Origin of the sequence: Moorella sp. E308F, assembly GCF_006538365.1 — a bacterium.
Lineage (GTDB): Bacteria > Bacillota > DSM-521 > Neomoorellales > Neomoorellaceae > Neomoorella.
Genome location: NZ_BJKN01000001.1, coordinates 175,630 through 197,705, shown reverse-complemented (window position 1 = coordinate 197,705; position 22,076 = coordinate 175,630). Strand labels below are relative to the sequence as shown.

19 protein-coding genes are annotated in these 22,076 nt (G+C 55.0%); 9 read left to right on the top strand and 10 right to left on the bottom strand.

Features of this window, described 5'->3' with window-relative positions; translation table 11 throughout:
- The first annotated feature begins 58 nt into the window (after positions 1-58).
- The 5 genes from E308F_RS00910 to argF all read left to right on the top strand — a co-directional run bounded on the left by E308F_RS00910 (position 59) and on the right by argF (position 7,876).
- A complete protein-coding gene (locus tag E308F_RS00910; RefSeq protein ID WP_141262811.1) occupies positions 59-1,417 on the top strand; it encodes a PLP-dependent cysteine synthase family protein in 1,359 nt (452 codons plus the stop codon).
- A gap of 69 nt (positions 1,418-1,486) precedes the next feature.
- Positions 1,487-4,054: a selenium-dependent xanthine dehydrogenase gene (gene xdh, locus E308F_RS00905; RefSeq protein WP_141262810.1), complete on the top strand. Its 2,568-nt coding sequence runs from the start codon at positions 1,487-1,489 to the stop codon at positions 4,052-4,054.
- A 35-nt stretch (positions 4,055-4,089) separates the two neighbouring features.
- Positions 4,090-5,346, top strand: coding sequence for a threonine synthase (locus E308F_RS00900; protein ID WP_141262809.1), 1,257 nt, complete (start codon positions 4,090-4,092; stop codon positions 5,344-5,346).
- A 93-nt stretch (positions 5,347-5,439) separates the two neighbouring features.
- A complete protein-coding gene (gene hydA, locus E308F_RS00895) occupies positions 5,440-6,795 on the top strand; it encodes a dihydropyrimidinase (protein ID WP_141262808.1) in 1,356 nt (451 codons plus the stop codon).
- A 100-nt stretch (positions 6,796-6,895) separates the two neighbouring features.
- Positions 6,896-7,876, top strand: coding sequence for an ornithine carbamoyltransferase (gene argF, locus E308F_RS00890; RefSeq protein ID WP_141262807.1), 981 nt, complete (start codon positions 6,896-6,898; stop codon positions 7,874-7,876).
- 121 nt (positions 7,877-7,997) lie between these two features.
- Here argF and E308F_RS00885 read toward each other — a convergent pair whose 3' ends face one another.
- The 6 genes from E308F_RS00885 to E308F_RS00860 all read right to left on the bottom strand — a co-directional run bounded on the left by E308F_RS00885 (position 7,998) and on the right by E308F_RS00860 (position 15,671).
- The gene (locus E308F_RS00885; RefSeq protein WP_141262806.1) at positions 7,998-9,827 is read right to left on the bottom strand and encodes a glycosyltransferase family 39 protein; all 1,830 of its coding nucleotides are present in this window, start codon (positions 9,825-9,827) and stop codon (positions 7,998-8,000) included.
- 66 nt (positions 9,828-9,893) lie between these two features.
- Positions 9,894-10,799 (bottom strand): decaprenyl-phosphate phosphoribosyltransferase, encoded by a 906-nt coding sequence (locus E308F_RS00880; protein ID WP_141262805.1) that lies wholly within the window; start codon positions 10,797-10,799, stop codon positions 9,894-9,896.
- A 192-nt stretch (positions 10,800-10,991) separates the two neighbouring features.
- Positions 10,992-11,210 (bottom strand): hypothetical protein, encoded by a 219-nt coding sequence (locus E308F_RS00875; RefSeq protein ID WP_141262804.1) that lies wholly within the window; start codon positions 11,208-11,210, stop codon positions 10,992-10,994.
- A 17-nt stretch (positions 11,211-11,227) separates the two neighbouring features.
- Positions 11,228-13,801 carry a heavy metal translocating P-type ATPase gene (locus E308F_RS00870; RefSeq protein WP_256369508.1) on the bottom strand — a complete coding sequence of 858 codons (2,574 nt, stop codon included), beginning with the start codon at positions 13,799-13,801 and terminating at the stop codon, positions 11,228-11,230.
- 500 nt (positions 13,802-14,301) lie between these two features.
- On the bottom strand, positions 14,302-15,177 hold the full coding sequence (gene lgt, locus E308F_RS00865; RefSeq protein ID WP_141262803.1) for a prolipoprotein diacylglyceryl transferase: 876 nt from the start codon (positions 15,175-15,177) through the stop codon (positions 14,302-14,304).
- A 107-nt stretch (positions 15,178-15,284) separates the two neighbouring features.
- Positions 15,285-15,671, bottom strand: a complete 387-nt coding sequence (locus tag E308F_RS00860; RefSeq protein ID WP_172613792.1) for a rhodanese-like domain-containing protein — start codon at positions 15,669-15,671, stop codon at positions 15,285-15,287.
- 268 nt (positions 15,672-15,939) lie between these two features.
- On the opposite strand from E308F_RS00860, the gene E308F_RS00855 reads away from it, so the two are divergent.
- The gene (locus tag E308F_RS00855) at positions 15,940-16,443 is read left to right on the top strand and encodes a hypothetical protein (RefSeq protein WP_172613531.1); all 504 of its coding nucleotides are present in this window, start codon (positions 15,940-15,942) and stop codon (positions 16,441-16,443) included.
- Positions 16,444-16,461: 18 nt separating this feature from the next.
- Entirely contained in the window at positions 16,462-17,142 is a 681-nt protein-coding gene (locus tag E308F_RS00850) for a hypothetical protein (RefSeq protein WP_141262801.1), read from the top strand.
- Positions 17,143-17,440: 298 nt separating this feature from the next.
- Here the strand turns inward: E308F_RS00850 and E308F_RS15665 are convergent, their stop codons facing one another.
- Positions 17,441-17,617, bottom strand: a complete 177-nt coding sequence (locus E308F_RS15665) for a hypothetical protein (RefSeq protein WP_172613791.1) — start codon at positions 17,615-17,617, stop codon at positions 17,441-17,443.
- A gap of 113 nt (positions 17,618-17,730) precedes the next feature.
- Here E308F_RS15665 and E308F_RS00845 point away from each other — a divergent pair, with 113 nt between their 5' ends.
- Complete coding sequence (locus E308F_RS00845) at positions 17,731-18,921, top strand: FTR1 family iron permease (RefSeq protein ID WP_141262800.1); 1,191 nt, start codon at positions 17,731-17,733, stop codon at positions 18,919-18,921.
- Positions 18,922-19,215: 294 nt separating this feature from the next.
- Entirely contained in the window at positions 19,216-19,386 is a 171-nt protein-coding gene (locus E308F_RS00840) for a DUF1540 domain-containing protein (protein WP_141262799.1), read from the top strand.
- A gap of 72 nt (positions 19,387-19,458) precedes the next feature.
- Here E308F_RS00840 and E308F_RS00835 read toward each other — a convergent pair whose 3' ends face one another.
- The 3 genes from E308F_RS00835 to E308F_RS00825 are packed head-to-tail and all read right to left on the bottom strand — an operon-like array spanning position 19,459 to position 22,063.
- Positions 19,459-20,241: an ABC transporter ATP-binding protein gene (locus E308F_RS00835; RefSeq protein ID WP_141262798.1), complete on the bottom strand. Its 783-nt coding sequence runs from the start codon at positions 20,239-20,241 to the stop codon at positions 19,459-19,461.
- Between the two features lie 12 nt (positions 20,242-20,253).
- Positions 20,254-21,015 (bottom strand): ABC transporter permease, encoded by a 762-nt coding sequence (locus tag E308F_RS00830; protein WP_141262797.1) that lies wholly within the window; start codon positions 21,013-21,015, stop codon positions 20,254-20,256.
- Between the two features lies 1 nt (position 21,016).
- Positions 21,017-22,063, bottom strand: a complete 1,047-nt coding sequence (locus E308F_RS00825) for an ABC transporter substrate-binding protein (RefSeq protein ID WP_216364422.1) — start codon at positions 22,061-22,063, stop codon at positions 21,017-21,019.
- Between the last annotated feature and the right edge of the window lie 13 nt (positions 22,064-22,076).

Sequence of the window (22,076 nt, the reverse complement as noted above, 5' to 3'; positions counted from 1 at the left end):
TAAGTATGAGTGAAGTTTTTTGCACTCAGTAATATTACATTTAACTGGAGGGAACCATATGGCGGGTAAAATTCCCTTTGGCCCGACCTTCACGGAGATGTGCGACCCGGCGCAAATTGACCCGGCAATAAGACAGCGGGCCTTAAAAGCCCTCAAGGAGGATGAGCTGGACCCCATTAACCTGTTCAACATCACCTGGAAAGACGGAAACAACCAGGTGCGGAAAATGGTGCTGCCCCCGGAAGTAACTGGGGTGGACGCCAATATCGTTGTCCTCCTGGGCCGGGGCTTCCCATCCGGCTCCCACAAGGTGGGCCCGGCCTACGCTACCCTGATTGAAGGCTGCGTTGACGGCGTCATCAAGCCCGGTGAACATACCATCCTGGGGCCCTCAACGGGTAATTTCGGCATCGGCGTGGCCTATATCTGCAAGCTCCTGGGCTTCCGGGCGGTAGTCATCATGCCCGACAACATGAGCAAGGAACGTTATGAACGCATCCGCAAGTACGGCGGCGAGCTGGACCTCACTCCCGGCACGGAGTCCGACGTTATTTTGACCCTGCAGCGCACCTATGAGCTGAAAAAAGATCCGAAAAATTATGCTCTGGCCCAGTTTGAGCTGTTGCCCAACTACCGCTTCCACCGCCACGTTACCGGTAATGCCGCCATTGAGGCCGTCCGGGGTATCGGTAACGGCCGTATCGCCTGCTTTATTTCGGCTCCCGGTTCGGCGGGGACGCTGGGTGCCGGCGACCAGATTAAGAAGGCTTTCCCGGAATGTAAAGTGGCGGCCCTGGAGCCCTATGAGTGTTCCACCCTGTATAACGGGGGCCGCGGCCAGCATCGCATTGAGGGTATCGGCGACAAGATGTGTACCCTCATCCATAACGTCCTCAATACGGATTTTATTGTCCTCATCCACGATGAAGATACCGTCCGGGGCTTGAAGGTCTTTCAGGATGGTACCGAAGTCCTGATGAAGAATGGTGTCAAAGAAGCCGATGCCCTGGCCTTACGCGACAATTTCGGTCCTTCCGGCATTTGCAACATCCTGGGCGCCATTAAGATGGCCAAATACCTGCGTTTAGGCCCCGGCGATAATGTGGTGACCGTTGCCACCGACGGTTTTGACCGCTATCCTTCCGTGCTGGAGGACCTGGCTCGGCGGACCCTGGAAATTGAGGACTTTGTCCTGGAACGCTGGTTTAAAGATATTTTCCTCAAGGCCCATACCCATTATATTCTGGACACCCGCAGGGCGGAGGCCAAGGAACGGCTCTTCCAGCAGAAGGAGAAAGACTGGTTGCCCTTCGGGTACACCAGAGAATACCTGGACGCCATGAAGAGCCCCTCCTTCTGGGATGACGAGTACGCCAAAGTTGAATATTACGACGCGAAAATAAAAGAGATGCGTTAAAATCCCTTTTACCTGCAGGAGGGGACTGCACCTAGCAACCGGGAAACCAAGCCGAACGGGGGGAACGGCATGCGGCTGGAATTGCAGGTTAATGGCCAGCGACGGGTGGTTGATGTTCACCCGGACGCTACCTTGCTGGAAGTGTTACGGGAGGATTTACGGCTAACGGGGGCCAAAAACGGTTGTGGCGAAGGTACCTGCGGTGCCTGCACTGTACTCCTGGGGGGAAAGGCGGTTCGGGCCTGCCGGACGCTGGCCGCCAGGGCCGCCGGTCGGGAGATCATTACCATCGAGGGCTTGAGCCCGCGGGAAAAGGAGATTTATACTTTTGCCTTTACGGCGGCCGGGGCCGTGCAGTGCGGCTTTTGCACGCCGGGGATGGTCATGGAAGCCAAAGCCCTCCTCGAACGGCAGCCTTTCCCAAGCGAAGAGGAAATCCGCCAGGCCTTCAAGGCCCACCTCTGCCGTTGTACCGGTTACCAGAAGATAATTGACGCTGTACTGCTGGCCGGCCGCGCTTTAAGGGGCGAGATTGAGCCCCGGGCAGGTGAACCGGCCGGTATGGGCAAAGCCTTTTTCCGGCCCGATGCCAGGGCAAAAGTCCTGGGGGAAGCCGTCTTTGTCGACGACATGCAGGTGCCCGGCATGCTTTACGGCGCCGTTTTTCGCCTGCCCTGTGCCCGGGCGAAGGTAAAGGCCATTGATGTCACGGCGGCTAAGGAGCAGCCCGGAGTGGTGGCCGTCCTCACGGCGGACGATATCCCGGGAGAGCGCTATCAGGGGCATATCTTTAAAGACTGGCCGGCACTAGTGGCGGTAGGTGAGGAAACCCGCTATGCCGGCGATGCCCTGGCCCTGGTGGCGGCCAGAAGCTTACAGGAAGCCCGGGCGGCACTGGACTATATTAAAGTTGATTATGAAGAATTGCCCCACCTGACTTCGCCCCAAGACTCCCTGGCGCCGGGGGCGCCGGCCCTGCACCCCAAAGGTAATTTATTAAGCGAAACGGTGGTCAAAAAAGGTGACGCTGAGGCAGCCTTAAAGTCCTGCGCCCACGTGGTAACCAATACTTATACCACGCCCTTTACGGAACACGCCTTCCTGGAGCCGGAGAGTGCCCTGGCGGTACCGGAGGACGGCGGCCTGACGGTATACACTAGCACCCAGGGCGTTTACGAGATCCATACCCAGCTGGTTTCTCTCCTGAACTTACCGCCGGAAAAGGTACGGGTTGTCAACAAGTGTGTTGGCGGCGCTTTTGGCGGCAAAGAGGACCTGAGCGTCCAGCACCATGCCGCCCTGCTGGCCTGGGCAACCAAGAAACCGGTGAAGCTCACCTGGACCCGACGGGAAAGTATCCTCTGCCACCCCAAGCGCCATGCCATGACCATTACCATGACGACAGGGTGCGATGAGAAAGGTAACCTGGTGGCCCTGGTGGCCGATCTGGTGGCCGACACCGGCGCTTATGCCTCCCTGGGGGCTCAGGTGCTGGAGCGGGCTTGCACCCATGCTACCGGTCCCTACCGCATCCCCAACGTGACCATTCGCGGCCGGGCCGTCTATACCAATAACCCCCCGGCCGGGGCTTTCCGCGGTTTTGGGGTACCCCAGTCCAACTTTGCCATGGAGAGCCAGATGAACCTCCTGGCAGAAGCTGCCGGCCTATCCCCCTGGCAAATCCGCTGGCAGAACGCCCTGGAACCGGGCGACACCCTGGGCACCAGGCAGGTAGTCAGCGCCGACATCGGCTTGAAAGACACCCTGCTGGCCGTCAAGGAAGCCTTTGAAAGCAGCCCTTACGCCGGCATTGCCTGCGGTTTTAAAAATGTCGGCCTCGGTGTTGGTACTCGCGATGTGGGCCGGGCCAGGCTGGCGGTCAGCGGCGGAAGGGTAAAAATCTACTCCGGTGCGGCCTGCATGGGTCAGGGACTGGAGGCGGTCCTCATCCAGATTGTCGCCGAGACTACCGGACTGCCGGCAACGCTCATTGATTGCGTCCTTGCCGATACGGCCCGGACTCCCGACGCCGGCTGCACCACGGCTTCCCGCCAGAGCCTCTTTACCGGGGAAGCAACCCGCCGGGCGGCGGCGGACCTGGCGGCAGCCTTGAAAGGCCGAACCCTTGCCGACCTGGAAGGCCGGGTTTTCCAGGGCGAATTCTACGGCGCCACTGATCCCCTTAATTCCAACAAGGAGCACCCTGTAACCCATGTCGGCTACAGCTATGCCACCCAGGTAGCCATTCTGGATGAGGAGGGACGCGTGGCTAAAGTAGTGGCTGCCTATGATGTGGGCCGGGCCATTAACCCCTTAAACCTGGAGGGTCAGATTGAAGGGGGCATTGTCATGGGCCTGGGCTATGCCCTGACGGAAGACTTTCCGGTACAGGATGGAATACCTGTACGCCAGACTCTCGGCAGGCTGGGGCTCTTGCGGAGCCACCAGGTACCGCAGATGGAGGTGCACCTGATTGAAAAGGGCGGCACTCCCTATGCCTATGGCGCCAAGGGTATTGGCGAGCTGGCGACCATTCCCACGGCGGCGGCCGTCGCCGGCGCCTACTACCGCCGCGACGGCAAATTGCGCCTGCACCTGCCCCTGGAAGGAACACCGTATGCGCGAAATGGGAAGTAAGATTGATCAGTTATTTTCGTAGGAGATGACCTGAGGTGAGCAATATAACCCAGTTGCGCTGCATTAATTGCAGCCGGACTTATCAGCCCCGGCCCGGCTTTTATACCTGCCCCATCTGCGGATCAACTGACGGTATCTTAGACGTGGAATATGATTATGACTATATTAACAAATATATTTCTAAAGAGAGCCTGGCCGGCAACAGGGAGCCTTCTATGTGGCGCTACCGTCCTTTCCTGCCGGTGGCCCAGGAGGGACCCCTGCCGCCTTTAAGGGTAGGCTGGAGTCCCCTCTACCGGGCCGGGCGCCTGGCGGCCGAGCTGGGTTTAAAGGAGTTATATATTAAAGATGATGGGATTAATCCTACTGGCTCCCTGAAGGACCGGCCCTCGGCCGTGGCCGTGGCCCGGGCCCTGGCTGAAGGGGCGGGGGTGGTGGCCTGTTCTTCCACCGGCAATGCCGCTTCCTCCCTCGCCGGAGCGGCGGCTTCCGTGGGCCTAAAGGCCGTGATCTTTGTCCCCGGCCGGGCACCCCAGGGCAAGGTGGCCCAGCTCTTGATCTTCGGGGCTACGGTCATTAGCGTCCAGGGCTCCTATGAAGACGCCTTTCGCCTGTCGGCGGCCGCCATAGAGGAACACGGCTGGTATAACCGCAATGCAGCCATTAACCCCTACCTGGTGGAAGGCAAGAAGACCGCTTGCCTGGAGGTGGCCGAACAGCTGCAATGGGAAGTACCCGACTGGGTAGTGCTTTCAGTGGGTGATGGCTGTACCATGGCCGGGGCCTGGAAGGCCTGGGTGGACCTGAAAAAAGCTGGCTGGATTGAGAAGCTGCCACGGATGCTGGGGGTCCAGGCCGAAGGCTGCTGTCCTATTACCCGTGCCTTCCGGGAGGGCACCAGGGTGCGTCCTATGGAAGAAAATACCCTGGCAGACAGCATTGCCGTCGGCGTACCCCGCAATCCCGAAAAGGCCCTGCGGGCCGTTCGTGATTCCCGAGGGACTATGATTAATGTTAGCGATGAAGAAATACTGGCGGCCATGCGGGTCCTGGGCCGGACGAGCGGCGTTTTCGGTGAACCGGCCGGGGTGGCCGGTACGGCCGGCCTCATCAAAGCCGTCCGGGAAGGGATTATTAAGCCGGGGGAAAGGATAGTCGTCCTGGTAACCGGCAATGGACTCAAAGACGTGGCCAATGCCATCAAGGCTGCCGGGGAGCCCGTCCGGGTGGCACCCTCCCTGGAGGCCCTTCATAAAGCACTGGGGGATTTAAAATTGCCCAATTATGGGTAGGGATATGTCCCGGAGCTTCTGAGCGGCGCAGGGTCATATCCCCACCAGAAGGTACATTTCTGGCAGAACCCTACTTTTGGGGGAGGGGTTAAAGTGGACCTCTTGCTGAAGGGCGGGTGGGTTGTCACCGCCGAACGGGTCGAGCAGGCCGACGTGGCCATTAAGGGAGAAAAGATTGCCGCCGTAGGTGCGGATTTGACTGCGGAAGGTGCGGTAGTCCGGGACGTAACCGGCAAATATATAATGCCCGGAGCCATTGATGCCCATGTCCATTACCAGATGCCCATCGGTGAGCTCATGACGGCCGACGACTGGTTTACCGGGACACGGCTGGCTGCCTGCGGTGGCGTCACTACCGTCATCGATTATGCCGAGCCGGCAAGCCCGGCGGAATCTTTGACTGCATCCCTGAACAAGCGCCTGGATGAAGCCAGGGAACAGGCCTGCGTCGATTACGGCCTGCACCAGGTGGTCCTGCCCGGCCAGGAGGAAGATGAAGCGGAACTCAAGGCGGTCGTTGACAAGGGTGTTACCAGCTTCAAGGTATTTACCACCTATGCCCAGCGCCTGAGCCTTGCCGCCATAGGCCGCCTGCTGAAAATAGCGCGCCGGCTCGGGGCCCTGGTCACGGTTCACTGTGAGGATCATGAAATAGTTACAGCTAAGAGGGAAGAGTTAATCGCCGCCGGCCGGACGGACCCGGCCTACCATGCCTTGAGCCGCCCGGCAACGGCAGAGGTCAAGGCTACCCAGGACGTTATTGCCCTGGCCGGGGAAGCCGGAGCACCTGTCTATATCGTTCACGTCTCAACCATGGGCGGCGCGGAAGCCATTGCCGCCGCTCGCAGCAAAGGCCAGCAGGTCTACGGCGAAACCTGCCCCCATTACCTGCTCCTGACCGGGGATAAATACGCCGGACCGGACAGCCGCCTTTACCTGATGTGCCCGCCTTTAAGAACAGCAGCCGATAACGAGAGCCTCTGGCGACACCTGGCCGCCGGCGCCCTCCAGGTGGTGGCTACCGATCACTGCAGCTACAGCCGGGAGCAGAAGGCCGCCGGTACGGCCTTTTATAACACTCCCTCCGGCGTACCTGGGACGGAAACTTTATTACCCCTGCTTTATTCCTTTGGGGTCCGCAACGGCTGGCTGACCCTGCCCCAGCTGGTGAGGGTGCTATCCACCAACCCGGCCCGCCTTTTCGGCCTTTACCCGCGCAAGGGAAGCCTCAGGCCGGGGAGCGACGCCGACGTGGTAATTTTTGATCCCCGCCGGCAGATTACCCTGACGGCGGCAAACCTTCATTCGGCGGCCGGTTACACTGTCTTTGAAGGTTTTAACCTTCTGGGCTACCCGGAAGCAACCTACCTGCGGGGCCGGCTTATTTATGATCACGGACGTTTCCTGGGTCAGGCCGGCCAGGGCCGCTTTATTCCCGGCCGTGTTTAAAATTTTTTCTTTACCCGGCAGGATTTTACTAAAAAAAGTTGAATTGGATTAAACGTGATTTAATTAATTAAGCAAAATTTAGCTTAACGGGGGGAACAATATGCAGACCGATTTACGCGGGAGACACCTGATTACCCTGCAGGAGTGGACCAAAGAAGAAATCGATACGGTGCTGGATATTGCCTTTGATCTAAAAAGGCGTAAAGCCTTAGGAGAAAAACACCGCCTTCTCGAGGATAAAACCTTTTATATGCTTTTTTTTGAAAACTCCACCCGTACCCGTAACGCCTTCGAAACCGGTATGACCCAACTGGGCGGGCATGCCATTTTCTTGACTCCCTCGGCAACCCAGATTGGCCATGGCGAGACGGCCAAGGATACGGTAGAAGTCTTAAGCCGCTTTGGTGATGGTCTGGGCGTACGTTACTGCACTTACAAACAAGGAAACGCCTATATCCGGGAGCTGGCCAAATATTCCCGCATCCCCGTTATCAACATGCAGTGCGATTTATACCATCCCACCCAGGCCCTGGCTGATATCATGACCATCCAGGAGAAGTTCGGTAAAAACACGCGAGGCCTCAATTTCACCATTAGCTGGACTTACGCACCTAATTATATCCGGCCCCTGTCCATGCCCCAATCCCTTATCCTCCTGATGAGCCGTTTTGGCATGAATGTCACCCTGGCCCATCCGCCCGAGTTCCATTTATTACCTGAAATTGTAGAACAGGCGAAGAAAAATGCGGAAGAAAACGGCGTCAAATTTAATATTGTCCATGACATGGACGAAGCCTGTAAAGATGCCCATATTATTTATGCCAAGAGCTGGGGCCCCATTGCCTATACCGGCAGCAGGGAGGAAGGCCTGGATCTGATTGAAAAATACAATACCTGGGTAATGGATGGCCGCCGCATGAAGCTCGGCCATAAGGATGCTATTTACATGCATTGTATGCCGGCCGACCGGGGCGTTGAAGTGACGGAAGAAGTTATGGACGGCCCGCAATCGGTAATCTACGATGAAGCCGAAAACCGTCTGCACACCATCAAGGCCCTCCTGGCGGCAACGATGAGGTAAAGGTTGCAACTACGCCGGAGCCGCCCGGTTTGCTGGCTGCGTGGCTCTTGCCCAGCAGCGAGGCCGCCTTGCTTCGAGAGCGAAGCGAGGCGGCTTTTTTCTATCTAGAAAGCTGGTATGCCTACTTCATCACCTTAAAGGTTACATAATCACCGCAGGTAAAAAAGGGCTGTAAGACCTGCGGATTTTTTTGCGCCCAGCGGTAATAAAGGGAGGTAGTTGTTGTTAAGAAATACTGGCTGTCCCAGGCTTGCAGTTGGGCCAGCATGTCCGCTTCCGAAGTAGCAATGACGCGGTAGACCCGGTTTTCCAGGCGGGGGCCAAACAGCAGGTAGGGGAAGGCTGTTTCCGTAAAAGCGATGCGCGAACCAGGAGGCACCCGATCAACCCAGGCCAACTCATCACCCCAGGGTGTGATCTGGAAAAAGGTACGTTGCTCCGAGGGCAGGGCCAGGAAGCGGGCTATTACCTGGGGGGTGAAATAACCGTGGGTTAAGCTGCCGGCCAGGGAGATGAGAACCAGGGCCAGGGTAGCGGCCCGCAAGGGCTGCGCCCAAAAACGGGGCAACCTCTCCTCCAGGTAAGCCAGGCTCAAAGTCCCGGCGGCGACAATGAAGATGGTATAACGTGTCCACCAGCTGGACGGCTGGAGCGAGAACAGCAGGGTCAGAGGCAGGAGGATGAGCAGGAGGCGCCGCTGCCTCTCGACCAGCGCCAGGATAAGGGTCACAAGCAGGGCCGGCGCTTCCAGGTAGAGCCACTGAGGGCCGAAGCCTCCCAGGCGCTGGTCAAAGGTGTAGGGACCACTGGTTTCCTGCCAGGAACGCAATAACTGCTGCCAGAAAGGCAGGCCTGCCAGTTCCGGAGGCGTATTTTTGACCATAACCAGGTCGGTTACGCTGCCCTGGCCTGGCCAGAGGGTATACCCCAGCACTTTAAACGTAAAGGGGAAAAAGGGGTTGCCGTACGCCAGCCAGTTACGCAGGTACCAGAAACTGCCCCACACGAGCAGGGCTCCGGCAAAGATAACCAGGGAAAGGAGCAGGTTTTGCCTGTAAGGCTGGTTGGCTGCCCGCCTGGCCGCCCGGTTGCCCGCGATGATAAAGAGAAAAACTACCGCCACATAGGGAGCGGCGGAAGCCTTTATCCCGAAAGTCAGGCCGCCGGCCAGGGCGGCCAGGAGTAAATAGGCGCGCCGCGGGTCATGGTAATAGCGGTAAGCAAAGTAAAAGGCCACCAAGAACATGCCCGCAAAGGCGACATCCACATAGCAGGTCTTGCTCTGGACCAGGACAATGGGCGTCAGGAAAAAAAGGCAGGCTGCTACGGCGCTGTTGGTCTGTCGCAAACCGGTTGCGCGCCCCAGGGCATAGACGGCCACTCCTCCGGCCAGGGCAAAGGGCAGCTGGGTCAGGTCAACCAGAAGGTCGCTGCCGGCAAGCAGCATGTTCCAGGCAAAGATAAGCTCGGTATTCATGGGATACACGTTGGCCCAGATGGTATAGGGGCTTAAAACAATCCGACCGGCCTTTAGCCAGGTGGCCACTGCCGTCAGGTGATAATAGAGGCTGTCCCAGGCATAGGGGGGAAACAGGTATCCCAGGAATATGAGCCAGATGGTTTCCAGCAAGGCCAGGAAAAGTAAAAGCCTGGCCCAGAAATTATGGCGCCAGCAGGCATAAAGCCGGAATTGGTAAGGATACCGGGGGCCAGGGAAGAGGCGCTCCATGAGGATTGCAGCGGCAAGCAGAATTAAATTTAACACCAGCAGGTTGGCAGTTGTCAGGCGCAATACGGTACCGGCCAGGAGCATGGTGAATACGATTTGCCCCGCAGCCAGGGTAAAAATAGCCAGAAACTTTTCAGCGGGGGCCAGACTCCGGCGACGGGTCAAGAAAAAGGCCGTGAGAAGAACTATTAAATTGCCGCTAGTAAAGGCCATCCAGTTCAAATACCAACCCTCCGGTTGCCGCTCGCTGCTGCTGTTTTTATTTTAGGTATCAGAGGCTTCACAACCTTATAACCAGTACAGGATGACAAAGCAGCTGGCCGCCCAGAGGAGGATGGTGGCTGCCAGGGGCTTATCTTTGAGGACCAGGCTTTCCGGCTCGCCGCCGCCCTGGCGGTGGTAGGTCAGGTACAGGTAGCGGCAGATGCCAAAGAGAACCAGGGGTACGGTATACATTAGCTGGGGCCGGGCAGCGCCGATAAAGGTGTAAATGGCATAGACGACAACGGTGGCCGAGGTAACTGTGGCGATAAGCTGGTCCAAGAGTACCAGGGAATACTCAGCCAGGATTCGCCGGTGGGCGGTAGCGTTGTCCAGGAGGACTAATTCATGGCGGCGTTTACATAAAGCCAGGAAAAGGGCCAGAAGGATAACAGCAATGAGCAACCAGGCCGAAACCGGTACCATGATGGCCGCCGCGCCGGCCGTCACCCGTAGGACGAAACCAAGGGCGACGATGAAGACATCAATGAGGACCATATCCTTTAAATAAAAGGAATAGGCCAGGGTCTGGAGGGCATAGGTGAGGCTTATTAGGCCCACCTGCCAGCTCAAAGTGAAGGCCCAGGTGAGGCTACCGGCCAGGATGATGACGGCTGCCGCAGCCGCCGGTAGGGAAGCCAGCAGGCCGGCGGCAATGGGGCGGTGCTTCTTGCGGGGATGGCGGCGGTCCCTTTCCCGGTCGACCAGGTCATTAACCAGATAAGTGCCTCCGGATAGGAGGCAAAAAATGACAAACACCTGGATGGTGCGTACCAGAAGGGGAAAATCCAGCAGGTGGCGGGAAAAAAGGATGGGGGCAAAGACAAAGGCATTTTTCGTCCACTGTTTGGGACGCAGGCTTAAAAAAAGATAACGCCAGAAGTAGCGGCTCATTATAGCTTGCGCCCTGCCGGAGGTTTCCAGTAAACTCATATATCTTTTGACCTCCACGTTACGTGCTGTGTCCCTACCTATTTTATCCTAATTTACATGGGCATAACAACACTCTTGGTATACTGCTGCCTTAAAAAACGTATCCAGTTGCCGCTGATAATAATGGAAATGAAAAGGGACAGGTGGAAACCTGTCCCCGCTATAACCTGTAAAATTAGCTCTGGCAACCCCTTATCCCAGCACTTTCTTCTTGACGTAAGGAATGATAATGGGCATGGTAATAATCATGGTCAAGATGAAAACCCATATCGTTCCGCCTATACGGGCCACAGCCGTATAGGTTCTCCCGTCAAGGAAGGTGATTACCAGGAAAAGCAGGGCCAGCGCCAGCGAGATACCGGTGTAAATTGTCGCCGCCTGCCTTGCGGCTTTCGCTTCCAGATCTTGCATCCTGTTTTACCTCCTCATTAACCCATTTGGTGGGCCAGCTGCCTATGATGTTCTGCTTTGGCGGCATCTTTCCGCAGGGAGGGCTGGAAGCGCTTTAAAAGGAGTGTATTTAGTGTAACCGAAACCGAACTTATGGCCATGAAGAACGCCGCCAGTTCGGGGCTGACAATCAGCCCGGTAAAGGGGTACAGCAGGCCGGCTGCAATGGGAATACCCGATATATTGTAGATAAAAGCCCATACCAGGTTCTCCTTGATCTTGCGCATGGTGGCGCGGCCGATTTCGAGGGCTCCCACCACATCGCGAATATCGTCTTTGATGAGGATGATGTCACCTGTTTCCTTGGCCACATCGGTTCCGGAGCCAATGGCAATCCCGACGTCAGCCTGGGCCAGGGCCGGAGCGTCGTTAATGCCGTCACCCACCATGGCCACTTTAAGACCCTGGGCCTGGAGTTTCTTTACTTCCTCGGCTTTATCCCGGGGCAAGACCTCGGCCAGGACGGTCTTGATACCGAGCTCACGGGCAATAGCCTGGGCCGTACGTCGGTTATCACCGGTAATCATGGCCACCTTAATGCCCATCCTGTGCAACCGTTCAATAGCGACTTTCGCGTTTTCCTTCAGGGTATCGGCCACGGCAATAATACCGGCGGCTTTACCGTTTACGGCTATCAGCATAGCGGTTTTGCCCTGCTCTTCAAGTTTTTCCATCTGCGCGGTCAGATCGCCCACATTGATGTTATGCTGCTGCATCAAACGGCGGTTGCCTAAAAGGATTTCCTGACCCTGGTAAGTGGCTCTGACACCATGGCCTGGAATGGCTTCAAAGTCCTGTACTTCCTCTAATCCTAAGCCTTCCTCCCCGGCGCCGCGGACAATGGCCTCGCCCAGGGGATGCTCGGAGGGTTTTTCGGCCATGGCGGCCAGCCGCAGGACCTCGCGTTTCTCAAAACCCGGGGCGGCGATCACATCGGTGACCGAAGGCTCGCCTTTAGTCAAGGTCCCCGTTTTATCAAAAACAATGGCATTCAGCTTGCTGCACGCCTCCACAGCATCGGCTCCCTTAAAGAGGATGCCGTTTTCAGCCCCCTTACCTGTACCGGCCATAATCGCACTGGGGGTGGCAAGACCTAAGGCACAGGGGCAGGATATGACCAGAGTGGTTACCGAAAGCAGAAGGGCGAAACCGAAGACGCCGATTTCAGCCAGGCTATAGGGCGAGAGGATAAAGCGGCTATCGGGCAAGAAGAAGGCGTTATAGCCAATAAAGAACCAGAACAGGAACACGATCAGGGCCAGCACGTGGACACCGGCGATAAAGTGGCCGGCCACAAAATCGGCCAGTTTTTGAATGGGAGCTTTGGAAGCCTGGGCTTCCTCCACCATCTTGATAATCTGGGCCAGGGCCGTTTCGCTCCCGACCCGGGTGGCCCGGAACTTGAAGGAACCGGTCTTGTTGATAGTCGCCCCCACGACCTGGGAACCAGGACGTTTTTCTACCGGAATACTTTCGCCGGTAATCATGGATTCGTCCACGGCCGAATAACCTTCGATGACTTCTCCGTCCACCGGGATGCTTTCACCGGGACGGACCACGACAACATCTCCTACCTCGACTTCATCGGCAGCAATCTCCATTTCCCGGCCGTCCCGGATAACCCGGGCGGTTTTGGCCTGCAGGCTCATGAGCTTGCGGATGGCCTCGGAAGTACGGCCGCGGGTAATAGCTTCCAGGTAACGGCCCAGGACGATGAAGGCGGTAAGCAATGCGGCAGACTCGAAGAAAGTGGCTCCGCGCCCCCCGAAACCGGCCTCAGGCCAGAGGGTATTGATGGTGGCGATGATATAGGCCGCACCAATACCCGTCGCATAGAGGAGGTTCATATCCGTAGTTCCACGTTTAAGGCCGTTCCAACTGTGAACGAAAAACTGCCAGCCGGGGATAAAAGTGACAGGTGTGGTTAAAGCCCACAGCACATACACGTTCCCCAGCCATTCTGGTATAAAGTAGGGGAAAATCCATACATCGCGGAACATACCGAGCATCACCAGGGTTGCCAGGGGCCAGGCAATCCACATATTGCGGCGCTGGAACCGGATCTCCCTCTCCCGGGCCTCTTTCTCCTGGTCCAGGGCGGCCTGGCCGGTGAGCTTCTCCGTAGCTTCATACCCCAGGGCGTTGATTTCCTTTTTAATGCGCCCCTTGTCCACGGCCCCGGGGTAGAACCGGACTCTGGCCGATTCTGCTGGCAGGTTCACTACTACTGAAGTTACGCCGGGCAGGGCTTTAACGGCTTTTTCCACCTTGGCCACACAGGCGGCACAACTCATTCCCCTTACTGTCAGGAGGACTTCCTCTTCCGGTACCTCATAGCCGAGGGCCTGGATGGTCTTGGCCATCTGAGGCACGCTGACCTGGTCCGGGAAATATTCCACGGTTGCCTTCCCGGCAACCAGGTTGACACGGGCGTCCACTACACCCGCCATATTTTTTAGAGCCTTTTCCACTTTGGCCACGCAGGCCGCACAGGTCATACCATGGACGGCGAAACTTACCTTGACAGGGCCAATCTTTTCACTGTTAGACACTATTTTTCACCACCGGGTAAGTGATTATAAAATATCAGATAAAATGAGTCTTGCCGGCTAGGTCAACATTTAATCTACCCCCCACCGGTATCTTTATCTTGATTATATTTTGATGGCCACATACTGTCAATGAACTTCACAAAAACTACAAAATTTTTTTGGGCGTTTTTCCCAACCGGCGTTACAATTTCCCGGGCGATTAAGTCTATTGAAATCTATTGCAAATAACACCTTCCTTTTTGGGTGATTAGCCGTCCTGTCCGGTGCATTATAAAAGCCTTCCCCTTTCTTTTAGGGAAGGGGAAGGCCGGCTCCTTGGTTTCAACTGGGCAGTTTAACGTCATGCCCGGGACTAAATTCAGCAGCCTTCTTTGCAATGGGCAACTGCCCTCAGCATCCAGCGCTTCCTGGTCAATTTTGATCCCTCCTCGTGGTGGTAGCCTATATAAAATTGTACTAGAACATGTTTTATCCTGTCTATAGTTTGCGGCATGGAGATCTTATGGTCCCAGGCTATAAAAGACTGTGAGGGACAGACCAATCAGCAAAACCAGGACTAAAAGTTGCACCGCAAGCCGGTCTTCTATAGCTGCTACCAGGCCTCGGAGTTCAGCTGTGGCGTCCACCACGGGAGCGTCGGAGTTTTCCGGCGGTCTGGTACGTTTCTTCAAGATCATACCGGCCAGGGCGGCAGTAGCAATAAACACCAGGCTGGTCACATGGGCTACGGACAGGGGGCCTAACACCAGCGGGTTGTAACGTACAAACTCTACTAGTCCCCTGATGGCAGCATAGAGGATAATAAAGTGGATAAAGAGCTGGCCCTCATAGGTAATTTTCTTCCTTCGCCGCCACAGGTAGAAGAGAAGGAGGTAGTCGAGGATAAACTCATAGACCTGGGCCGGGTGGAGCAGTTGCCCGTTGACCATAACCCCCCAGGGCCAGGCGCTGCCCATTGGGCGGCCGAAAACGTCACAACCTACCCTGCCAATAGCAATTCCCAGGGCCAGTCCTGGTGCAACAATATCGGCCAACCGCCAGAAGGGTATGCGCTGGCGTCGGCAAAAGATTAGGCCCGCTAATACGCCCCCGACCAGCGCTCCCTGGATGGAAAGACCGCCAGCCTGGAGGTGGAAGAATTGCCATGGATTTTGCCAGTAATAGACGGGATCGGCAATAACTACGTAGCCGACCCGGGCGCCGATAATACCTAAAATAAGGGCCAATAAAGTAAAATCAAGGACCTTATCTTCGTTTAATCCTTTCCGCCTGGCCTCCCGTAAAATGATAAAGACGGCTGCCAGGACGCCCAGAGCGATCATAAAACCGAAAGTGTTTATTGGCAAGGGACCTAAAGAAAAAAGTACCCGTCGCATTCGCTACCCCTCTAACTTTAGCATCTTCGTGCCGGCATCTAAATGTTTCTCCCTGTTACCTCGTTACCGGGCCACTTTCTGGTGCGATCCCTGGGGCAACTTTCGTCCTACGCCAGTTTTCTAACAGGTGATCTCTCCAGAAACGCTCCATTCAGATCGATATACTCGTTAATACCACCATGAAGAATAGCAATTCTATATCCTAACAGGGTTAGCAGAGACCCTATCAGTGAGGCTCTCTGTCCGGTATTACAGACAAGTAGCAAAGTCTTGTCTTGAGGAATGGATTTCAGGGCAACGCCAATTTGATCCCAGGGTAGATTCCAGGAATATCTTATTCTTACTGCTTGGAAGGCTTCAGCATTACGGATATCCAAGATGACCATATTTGCACACGGCCCGTTCTGCAAAAGTTCATCCAGTTCATCAGCTTCAATATAAATCCGTTGGGAAGTAATTTGTTCTAAGATTTCCATGACTTTAGCTGGTTCCACTTTGTATACCCCCATCGCTTTCGACTACCCACCACCGGTATCCTATGCCGATTATATTTATCAAGCTATCCGGTGTCAAGGAACTTCACAAAAACTACAAAATCTTAGCACATCATATCGGTCCCGCCGGGTGGGTTCATTTTAAAGGCAGGGTTAATTCCTTTTACCGTTGTAAGGAGTCTTTATACTATCTTCTATTTTACATCAAAAACATATCACAATTAGCAGCTACAATAGAGGCAACAATATTACTACAGGGGGCGGTTGAATGAGTGCAGCTAAAAACTTGGGCTTAAAATCAGCAGTAATAACCGGAATCATAGCGGCCCTCGCCTTAATGGCTTTCTATTTTTTGCTGGTTGGTATCAGCTCCCGTTCATGGCAACATAGCCTTGAACTCCTGAGGCAGGATCGCTTTTATGTTGGGGCCATTGCGGTCGGGTTTGGGATTCAGGTAGGCCTTTTTGTCTATATCCGGCAACTACAAAAACTGGTGCGGGTAGGTGGTGCAGGTGCAGTGGCTGCTTCGGGCACCGGTACCTCGACAGTTTCCATGCTGGCTTGCTGCCTGCATCACGTTGGGGACTTGTTACCTGTTATTGGTGCTTCTGGGGCGGCAATCTTTTTTGAACAGTACAGATATCCTCTTATGTGGCTGGGTATCAGTATCAATTTGCTAGGTATTTATCTTATGTTACGGATCATCGCCAGAAATAACCTCTGGCCATCACGGGTGGCGGCCAAAATTACGGTACCTCCAGTTGCCAGGTAGAGGAAGGTGGAGCACGCAATGAAAAAGCACAGAAGCCTATTATTTATAATTTTTACTAGTACCGTTATCGTGATAGCTGTCTTCCTGTCTGGCTGCGGACAGAGCAAAAAAGAAGTTAAAGAAGTACCCCGGGTTTCCCAGGAGCAGGTAAATACTGGAGGAACAAATGCCCCGGAAAATTCCCGGACAGGTCAGGCCGGAGAAGAAAAGACAGCGGCCACCGCAAGCCAGCCGAAAACTAACCCCGACCAAAATAACCAGGATAAGAGTCAAAAGCCGCCAGGTAATCGGTCGCCGCTACCCGGCAGGCCTTCTGATACCAGGTTTTATGAACGTCAGGATTTCCAGGGCGGGATTGAGGTTGAAGTTATCTGGTTAACACCTGAATATTTGCAAGCCCTTGGACAAATATTGACTCCAGAGGAGGAGAAGGACCTGGCTACCAACTTTGTTTTTAATATAGCTTTGACAGCCCATTCCGGCAACCTGATGGAATTTAACTTTAGCGGAAACACGTCTTTAAAGGTCAACGGTCGCGATGCCGGCCAGGGCACCTGGGAATTTGTATACCAGGATTTCCATCATCCGGAAGGCATGATCCGTTTCAAAGTTCCTGCCAACGAACCTGTAAGAGAGTTAACCTTAAGTATCAATAACCTAGGTGGTGTACCAGTACGCGAGTTTAAATGGGAATTATAGGGCCAGTTGTCCTTTTAATCCGGACGGAAAAGCAGACCACCGGTTTTAAGACAACAATATTGCAGGCAATTAGCAGGCGTATTGGCAACTGCTTACGCCTGTTTTTGTTTTAATCCCGTTCTGGAATACTCGGCTCTCGCCCACAAAATAACTTTTCAGGTATACCCATTATCATACCTGCTCTCGACAAGTCGCCCCTTAAATAAAAGTGTTTTTATCTGATAGCTTGACATTGGCAGGAGTGGTAAATATAATTAGTAACGTAAAGAATGAAAATCATTATCAATGAGAGGTGATATCAAAGTGAGCCTGAGATTGAGATTTTTAAACATGAAGCCATTTTAACATAGATTATGTCAGGCTTTATATTTTTACAATGAGATTGATAATCAATATCAATTAAGGCAAAAACCCATGGCCCGGCGTTTTCTTTGCTGGCGGCATTGTTTTTCCTGTTATGACCGCCAACGGCCAAGGCGCCGCCTTCACACCGGCAAAAGAAGTTTTGGGCCAAACTACCCGTGGTCGGCCGGCTTAATGGCTCTACGGGCAATAGTAAAGAATCTTGACAGAAAGTGGGTAGGGATAATGCGTCGAGTGTTGCTAACCATTCTGGTGTTACTGATACTTATCCTGGCCTGGCAACGCACGGGCCTGGCGGCAATAGCATGGAAAAAAGTTGCACACGATATAGAGGATGTGATGCAGCATTCCCTCAATGCCTACCGGCAGGGAGATATAGAGAAGGCCAAAGGACTGGTTAACGATGCGTACTTTGACTTATTTGAAAAGGAAGGCATGGAAAGGGCGATACTCTCCAACATTTCAGGTCGCCGGGCTGCCATGCTGGAAGATGAGTTTAGCAACATTAAAAAGATGATGACTAACCAGATGCCCGTTGCCCAGGTTGAACGGGCCATCGGGGAACTGGTTGTGATGCTGCGGGAAGATGCTGCCCGGCTGGACGGTACGGAACAAAACCCATTTGAGATATTCCTTTCATCCTTTCTTATTTTAATCCGCGAAGGCTTTGAAGCTATCCTGATCATCGGTGCCATAATCGCCTACCTGATCAAATCAGGTAACGGCCACAAAGTAGGTACTATCTACTCCAGCTCCGTCCTGGCTGTGCTGGCCAGTCTCGTGACGGCCATAGCCTTACAAATAGTCTTTCGAGTCAGCAGTGCCAGCCAGGAAGTCCTGGAAGGCATAACCATGCTGCTGGCAACAGTAGTCCTTTTCTCCGTCAGCCACTGGATGGTAGGGAAGGCCGGAACAAAAGCCTGGCAACGTTATATTGAAGATAAAGTTCAGGACTCTTTGAGCAGTGGCAGCACCCTGGCCCTGGGGGCCGCTGCTTTCCTGGCCGTCTACCGTGAAGGAGCGGAAACGGTTCTCTTCTACCAGGCCTTATTAAGTAACACCGGTAGCGCTACAGGTATGATTTGGCTGGGCTTTGCCCTGGGTTGTGTGGCCCTGGTCGCCGTCTTTCTGCTGGTCCGTTACGGGAGTTTAAAGATACCCATGAAGCCTTTCTTCCTGGGCACCAGCCTCCTGCTTTACTACCTGGCTTTTGTTTTTGCCGGCGATGGCGTTAAAGAACTGCAGGAAGCCGGATTTGTAGGCGTAACGCCTGTACCGGGCGTTCCAGCAATAGACCTCCTGGGGATTTACCCCACCTGGCAGACCCTTTTCCCACAAATAATTCTCCTGGCGATGGCAATAGGCGGGGTGATGTATCAACGGCGGAATGACCGAAGCTTCTCGGCAAGGGAATAACATTATGGCTATGTATTTAACGTGAGCGGCGTGAAACTTCACGGCCGGCGGGATATATACCCGGCCAGGAGGAAAAGGTTCCTCACTGGCCGGCATTCTCCTGGGTTCAGGCCTGGCGTTAATGGCCGGCTTGGCTGTTCTCCGGGTGGCACCTGCCCTGCCGGAAAGTATATTATTAGCCGTCATTACGGCAGGCTTCATGACTTAGCAGCTTGCTCCCGGAGTTGACGGGTATTTTTGTGTATAAATTAACCTTTAAAGGGTATTCTATCTCTAGCGGAGGAGGTGATAGTAGTGCCCCGTATCAAGTGCTCGGTAGACGATTGCCTTTACCAGGAAGGAAGCGAGTGCAAGGCCTCCAGTATCCAGGTTCGCCCGACAGCTATGGATCACATGATTACTGTATCCGACGATACGGCATGTGGAACTTTTGTCCCCCGACATACTATTACCATGAAAAAGTAAGAGTTAAAGGCTCCGCCACCAGGGACGGAGCCTTTAATCTTAAAGTGCACCGGTATACCACATTACAGGCGTTCAGATATAGTATTCCAATTCTTCCTTGTGTTTCATCTGGAAGGCAGTGAAGATCTGGTCCCGCAGGTCAGCAAAATCTGAGCGGCTGCGATCCCGGGGCCGGCTGATATCAACAGGGATTATATTTTTAATCCGGCCCGGGTGGGCGGTAAAAAGTACTACCCGGTCCGCCAGGAAGACCGCCTCGTCAATATCGTGGGTGACGAAGACGATGGTCTTTTGTTTTTCCTGCCAGATACGCACCAATTCCTCTTGCATTTGGATGCGGGTGATGGCATCCAGCGCGCCAAACGGTTCATCCATAAAAATAACATCGGGGTCTACCGCTAATGCTCTAGCGAGGGCTACCCGCTGCTGCATGCCCCCGGATAGCTGGTGCGGGTGGTGGTAAGCAAATGATTCCAGTTTTACCAGGCGAATATACTCCATAGCTGTGGCGCGCCGCTGGGGGGCGGGCACCCCTTTTACCTCCAGGCCGTATTCCACGTTGCCCAGCACCGTGCGCCATGGAAACAGGCCGTAGTTTTGAAAAATGGTGATGTAACGAGGGTTCGGTCCGGTTACCGGCCGCCCGTCAATCAGCACCTGACCCTGGTCGGACCGTTCAAACCCGGCCATGATGCTTAACAGGGTGCTTTTACCGCATCCGCTGGGACCCAGCAGGCAGAGAAATTCGCCGTCCTGCACCTGAAGTTGGATGTCAACCAGTACCGGACGGCGTTGCCCCTTACTGTCGGTGTAGGCCTTGTTTATATGCTGGACATCGATCTTTACTGCTGCCAAATCCCTTACCTCCTATCGCGCTGCGCCCCAGCGGCGGTGGGCCTTTCCCTCCAGCCAGGCAAACATCCGATCAATGGTGAGACCCAGCAGGCCGATAATTAGCATGGCGGCCACCACCAGCCCGGTTTCCATGCTGTTGCGGGCATCAATAATGAGAAAACCCAGTCCCGATCTAACCCCCATCATTTCCCCGGCTACCAGGAACACCCAGGCAGTACCCAGGGCGATGTGCAGTCCCATGGTAATGTAAGGGAAGGCGGCCGGAATGACAACCCGCCACAGGATGTGGCGCCCGGGGGTACCGAAGTTTTGGGCCACCTTCAGGTACACCGGGTCAACATTTTTGACCGCCGTTACGGTGCCCAGCAGGATGGGGTAGAAGGCGGCCATGAAAATGATGACCATAGCCGGCAGATCGCCGATACCGAACCACAGGGTGACCAGCGGCAACCAAGCGATGGGGGATATCGGTCGCAGCACCTGCACCAGCGGGTCAGCAGCAGCCCACAGCCGCCGCGACCAGCCCAGCAGGAGCCCCAGGGGCACACCTGTTGCCGCGGCGGCCAGATAGCCCCCGGAGAAACGGTACAGGCTGACACCGATATGTTCCCAAAGAGCACCGTTTTTGATTTGCTGGGACAGGCCCAGCACCACATCCGCCGGCCAGGGGAAAAGGTACCTGGGATAGATGCCGGACCAGGCCACTGCCTGCCAGATGATTATGGCGGCTGCCGGGCCGGCCAGCGGCAGCAAAAAGCGTTCGAGGCGTGTCAATCTAATTCACTCCTCCGGCGGCCTGCCGGGCAAACCGGTCGTTGACCAGCTCTTCCACTTTGATTTCAGATGGTAACAGGCGCCCCGGGTGACCGTCCCAGGGGATTTCCCGTAGGTTTTGCTGGATAAGATCCAGATCGGATACTGCCGGTAGCAAATTGTCGTAGTCGATCCACTCCAGGGATTGCTCCCAGGTCTCCTTGGATACGGGCATGTATTGCTGGGCAATGGTGATGGCGCCGGCTTTATTGGTCATGATGTAGCGGCCGGCTTCCACCAGGCGGCTTACCAGCTCCTGGACGGCGGCAGGATTATCCCGGGTCAGCCGGGGGTTGAGCACCAGCCCGCAGCAGGCCCAATCAGGGATAATGTCCTGGGCTCGTTTCAACACCCGCGCCTTTCCCGCCACCACCGACTGGGCGCCGAAGGGTTCAGCGACAATGTACGCTGCCACTTCCCCCCGGGCCAGGGCAGCTGGCATTTCCGGCGGGGCCATCTCTATCTTTTCCACGTCCTCATAAGCCAGGCCGGCCTTTTGGAGGGCTTGATGGAGGAGGATGTTGTGGCCGGACAGGCGGTGCGGGATGGCTACCTTTTTCCCTTTCAGGTCCTTAACCTCGCCAATGGACGGATCCGCTACCAGGACATCGCCGTTCCTGTGGCTTAACAGCACCACTTCGGTAGGAATACCTTTCCCTTTGCTCACCAGAGCCAGCTCCAGCATGGTGATGGCACCCTGAATCTGGCCGGAATTGAGGGCTTCGGTCAGGTCCGGCCAGGAGCCGAATTTGACCAATTCCAGTTGGAAATTTTGAAAACCGGCTTTATTCTGGGCCTCCGCTACTAAAAGTGGCAGGGAATGGGTAATGGGCAAGTAGCCTATTTTAATCGTCAGTTTTTGGCCCTGGGCCGTGTCCGGCTTGTTGCCTCCACACCCGGTCACCAGGCCGGCTACCAGTAATAATACCAGTAACAGGAGGATGATTTTTCTGCCTCCCATAATCTTCGCTCCGCTCCCTTCGTTCGTTGCAGCCGTTATATCCTCCAACTGCCGACCGGTT

Excerpts from the sequence above, each read along its gene's own strand:
- E308F_RS00910 (WP_141262811.1), top strand. The coding sequence starts at position 59 with ATGGCGGGTAAAATTCCCTTTGGCCCGACCTTCACGGAGATGTGCGAC.
- xdh (WP_141262810.1), top strand. The coding sequence starts at position 1,487 with ATGCGGCTGGAATTGCAGGTTAATGGCCAGCGACGGGTGGTTGATGTT.
- argF (WP_141262807.1), top strand. The coding sequence starts at position 6,896 with ATGCAGACCGATTTACGCGGGAGACACCTGATTACCCTGCAGGAGTGG.
- E308F_RS00880 (WP_141262805.1), bottom strand. The coding sequence starts at position 10,799 with ATGAGTTTACTGGAAACCTCCGGCAGGGCGCAAGCTATAATGAGCCGC.
- E308F_RS00875 (WP_141262804.1), bottom strand. The coding sequence starts at position 11,210 with ATGCAAGATCTGGAAGCGAAAGCCGCAAGGCAGGCGGCGACAATTTAC.
- lgt (WP_141262803.1), bottom strand. The coding sequence starts at position 15,177 with ATGCGACGGGTACTTTTTTCTTTAGGTCCCTTGCCAATAAACACTTTC.
- E308F_RS00855 (WP_172613531.1), top strand. The coding sequence starts at position 15,940 with ATGAGTGCAGCTAAAAACTTGGGCTTAAAATCAGCAGTAATAACCGGA.
- E308F_RS00850 (WP_141262801.1), top strand. The coding sequence starts at position 16,462 with ATGAAAAAGCACAGAAGCCTATTATTTATAATTTTTACTAGTACCGTT.
- E308F_RS00845 (WP_141262800.1), top strand. The coding sequence starts at position 17,731 with ATGCGTCGAGTGTTGCTAACCATTCTGGTGTTACTGATACTTATCCTG.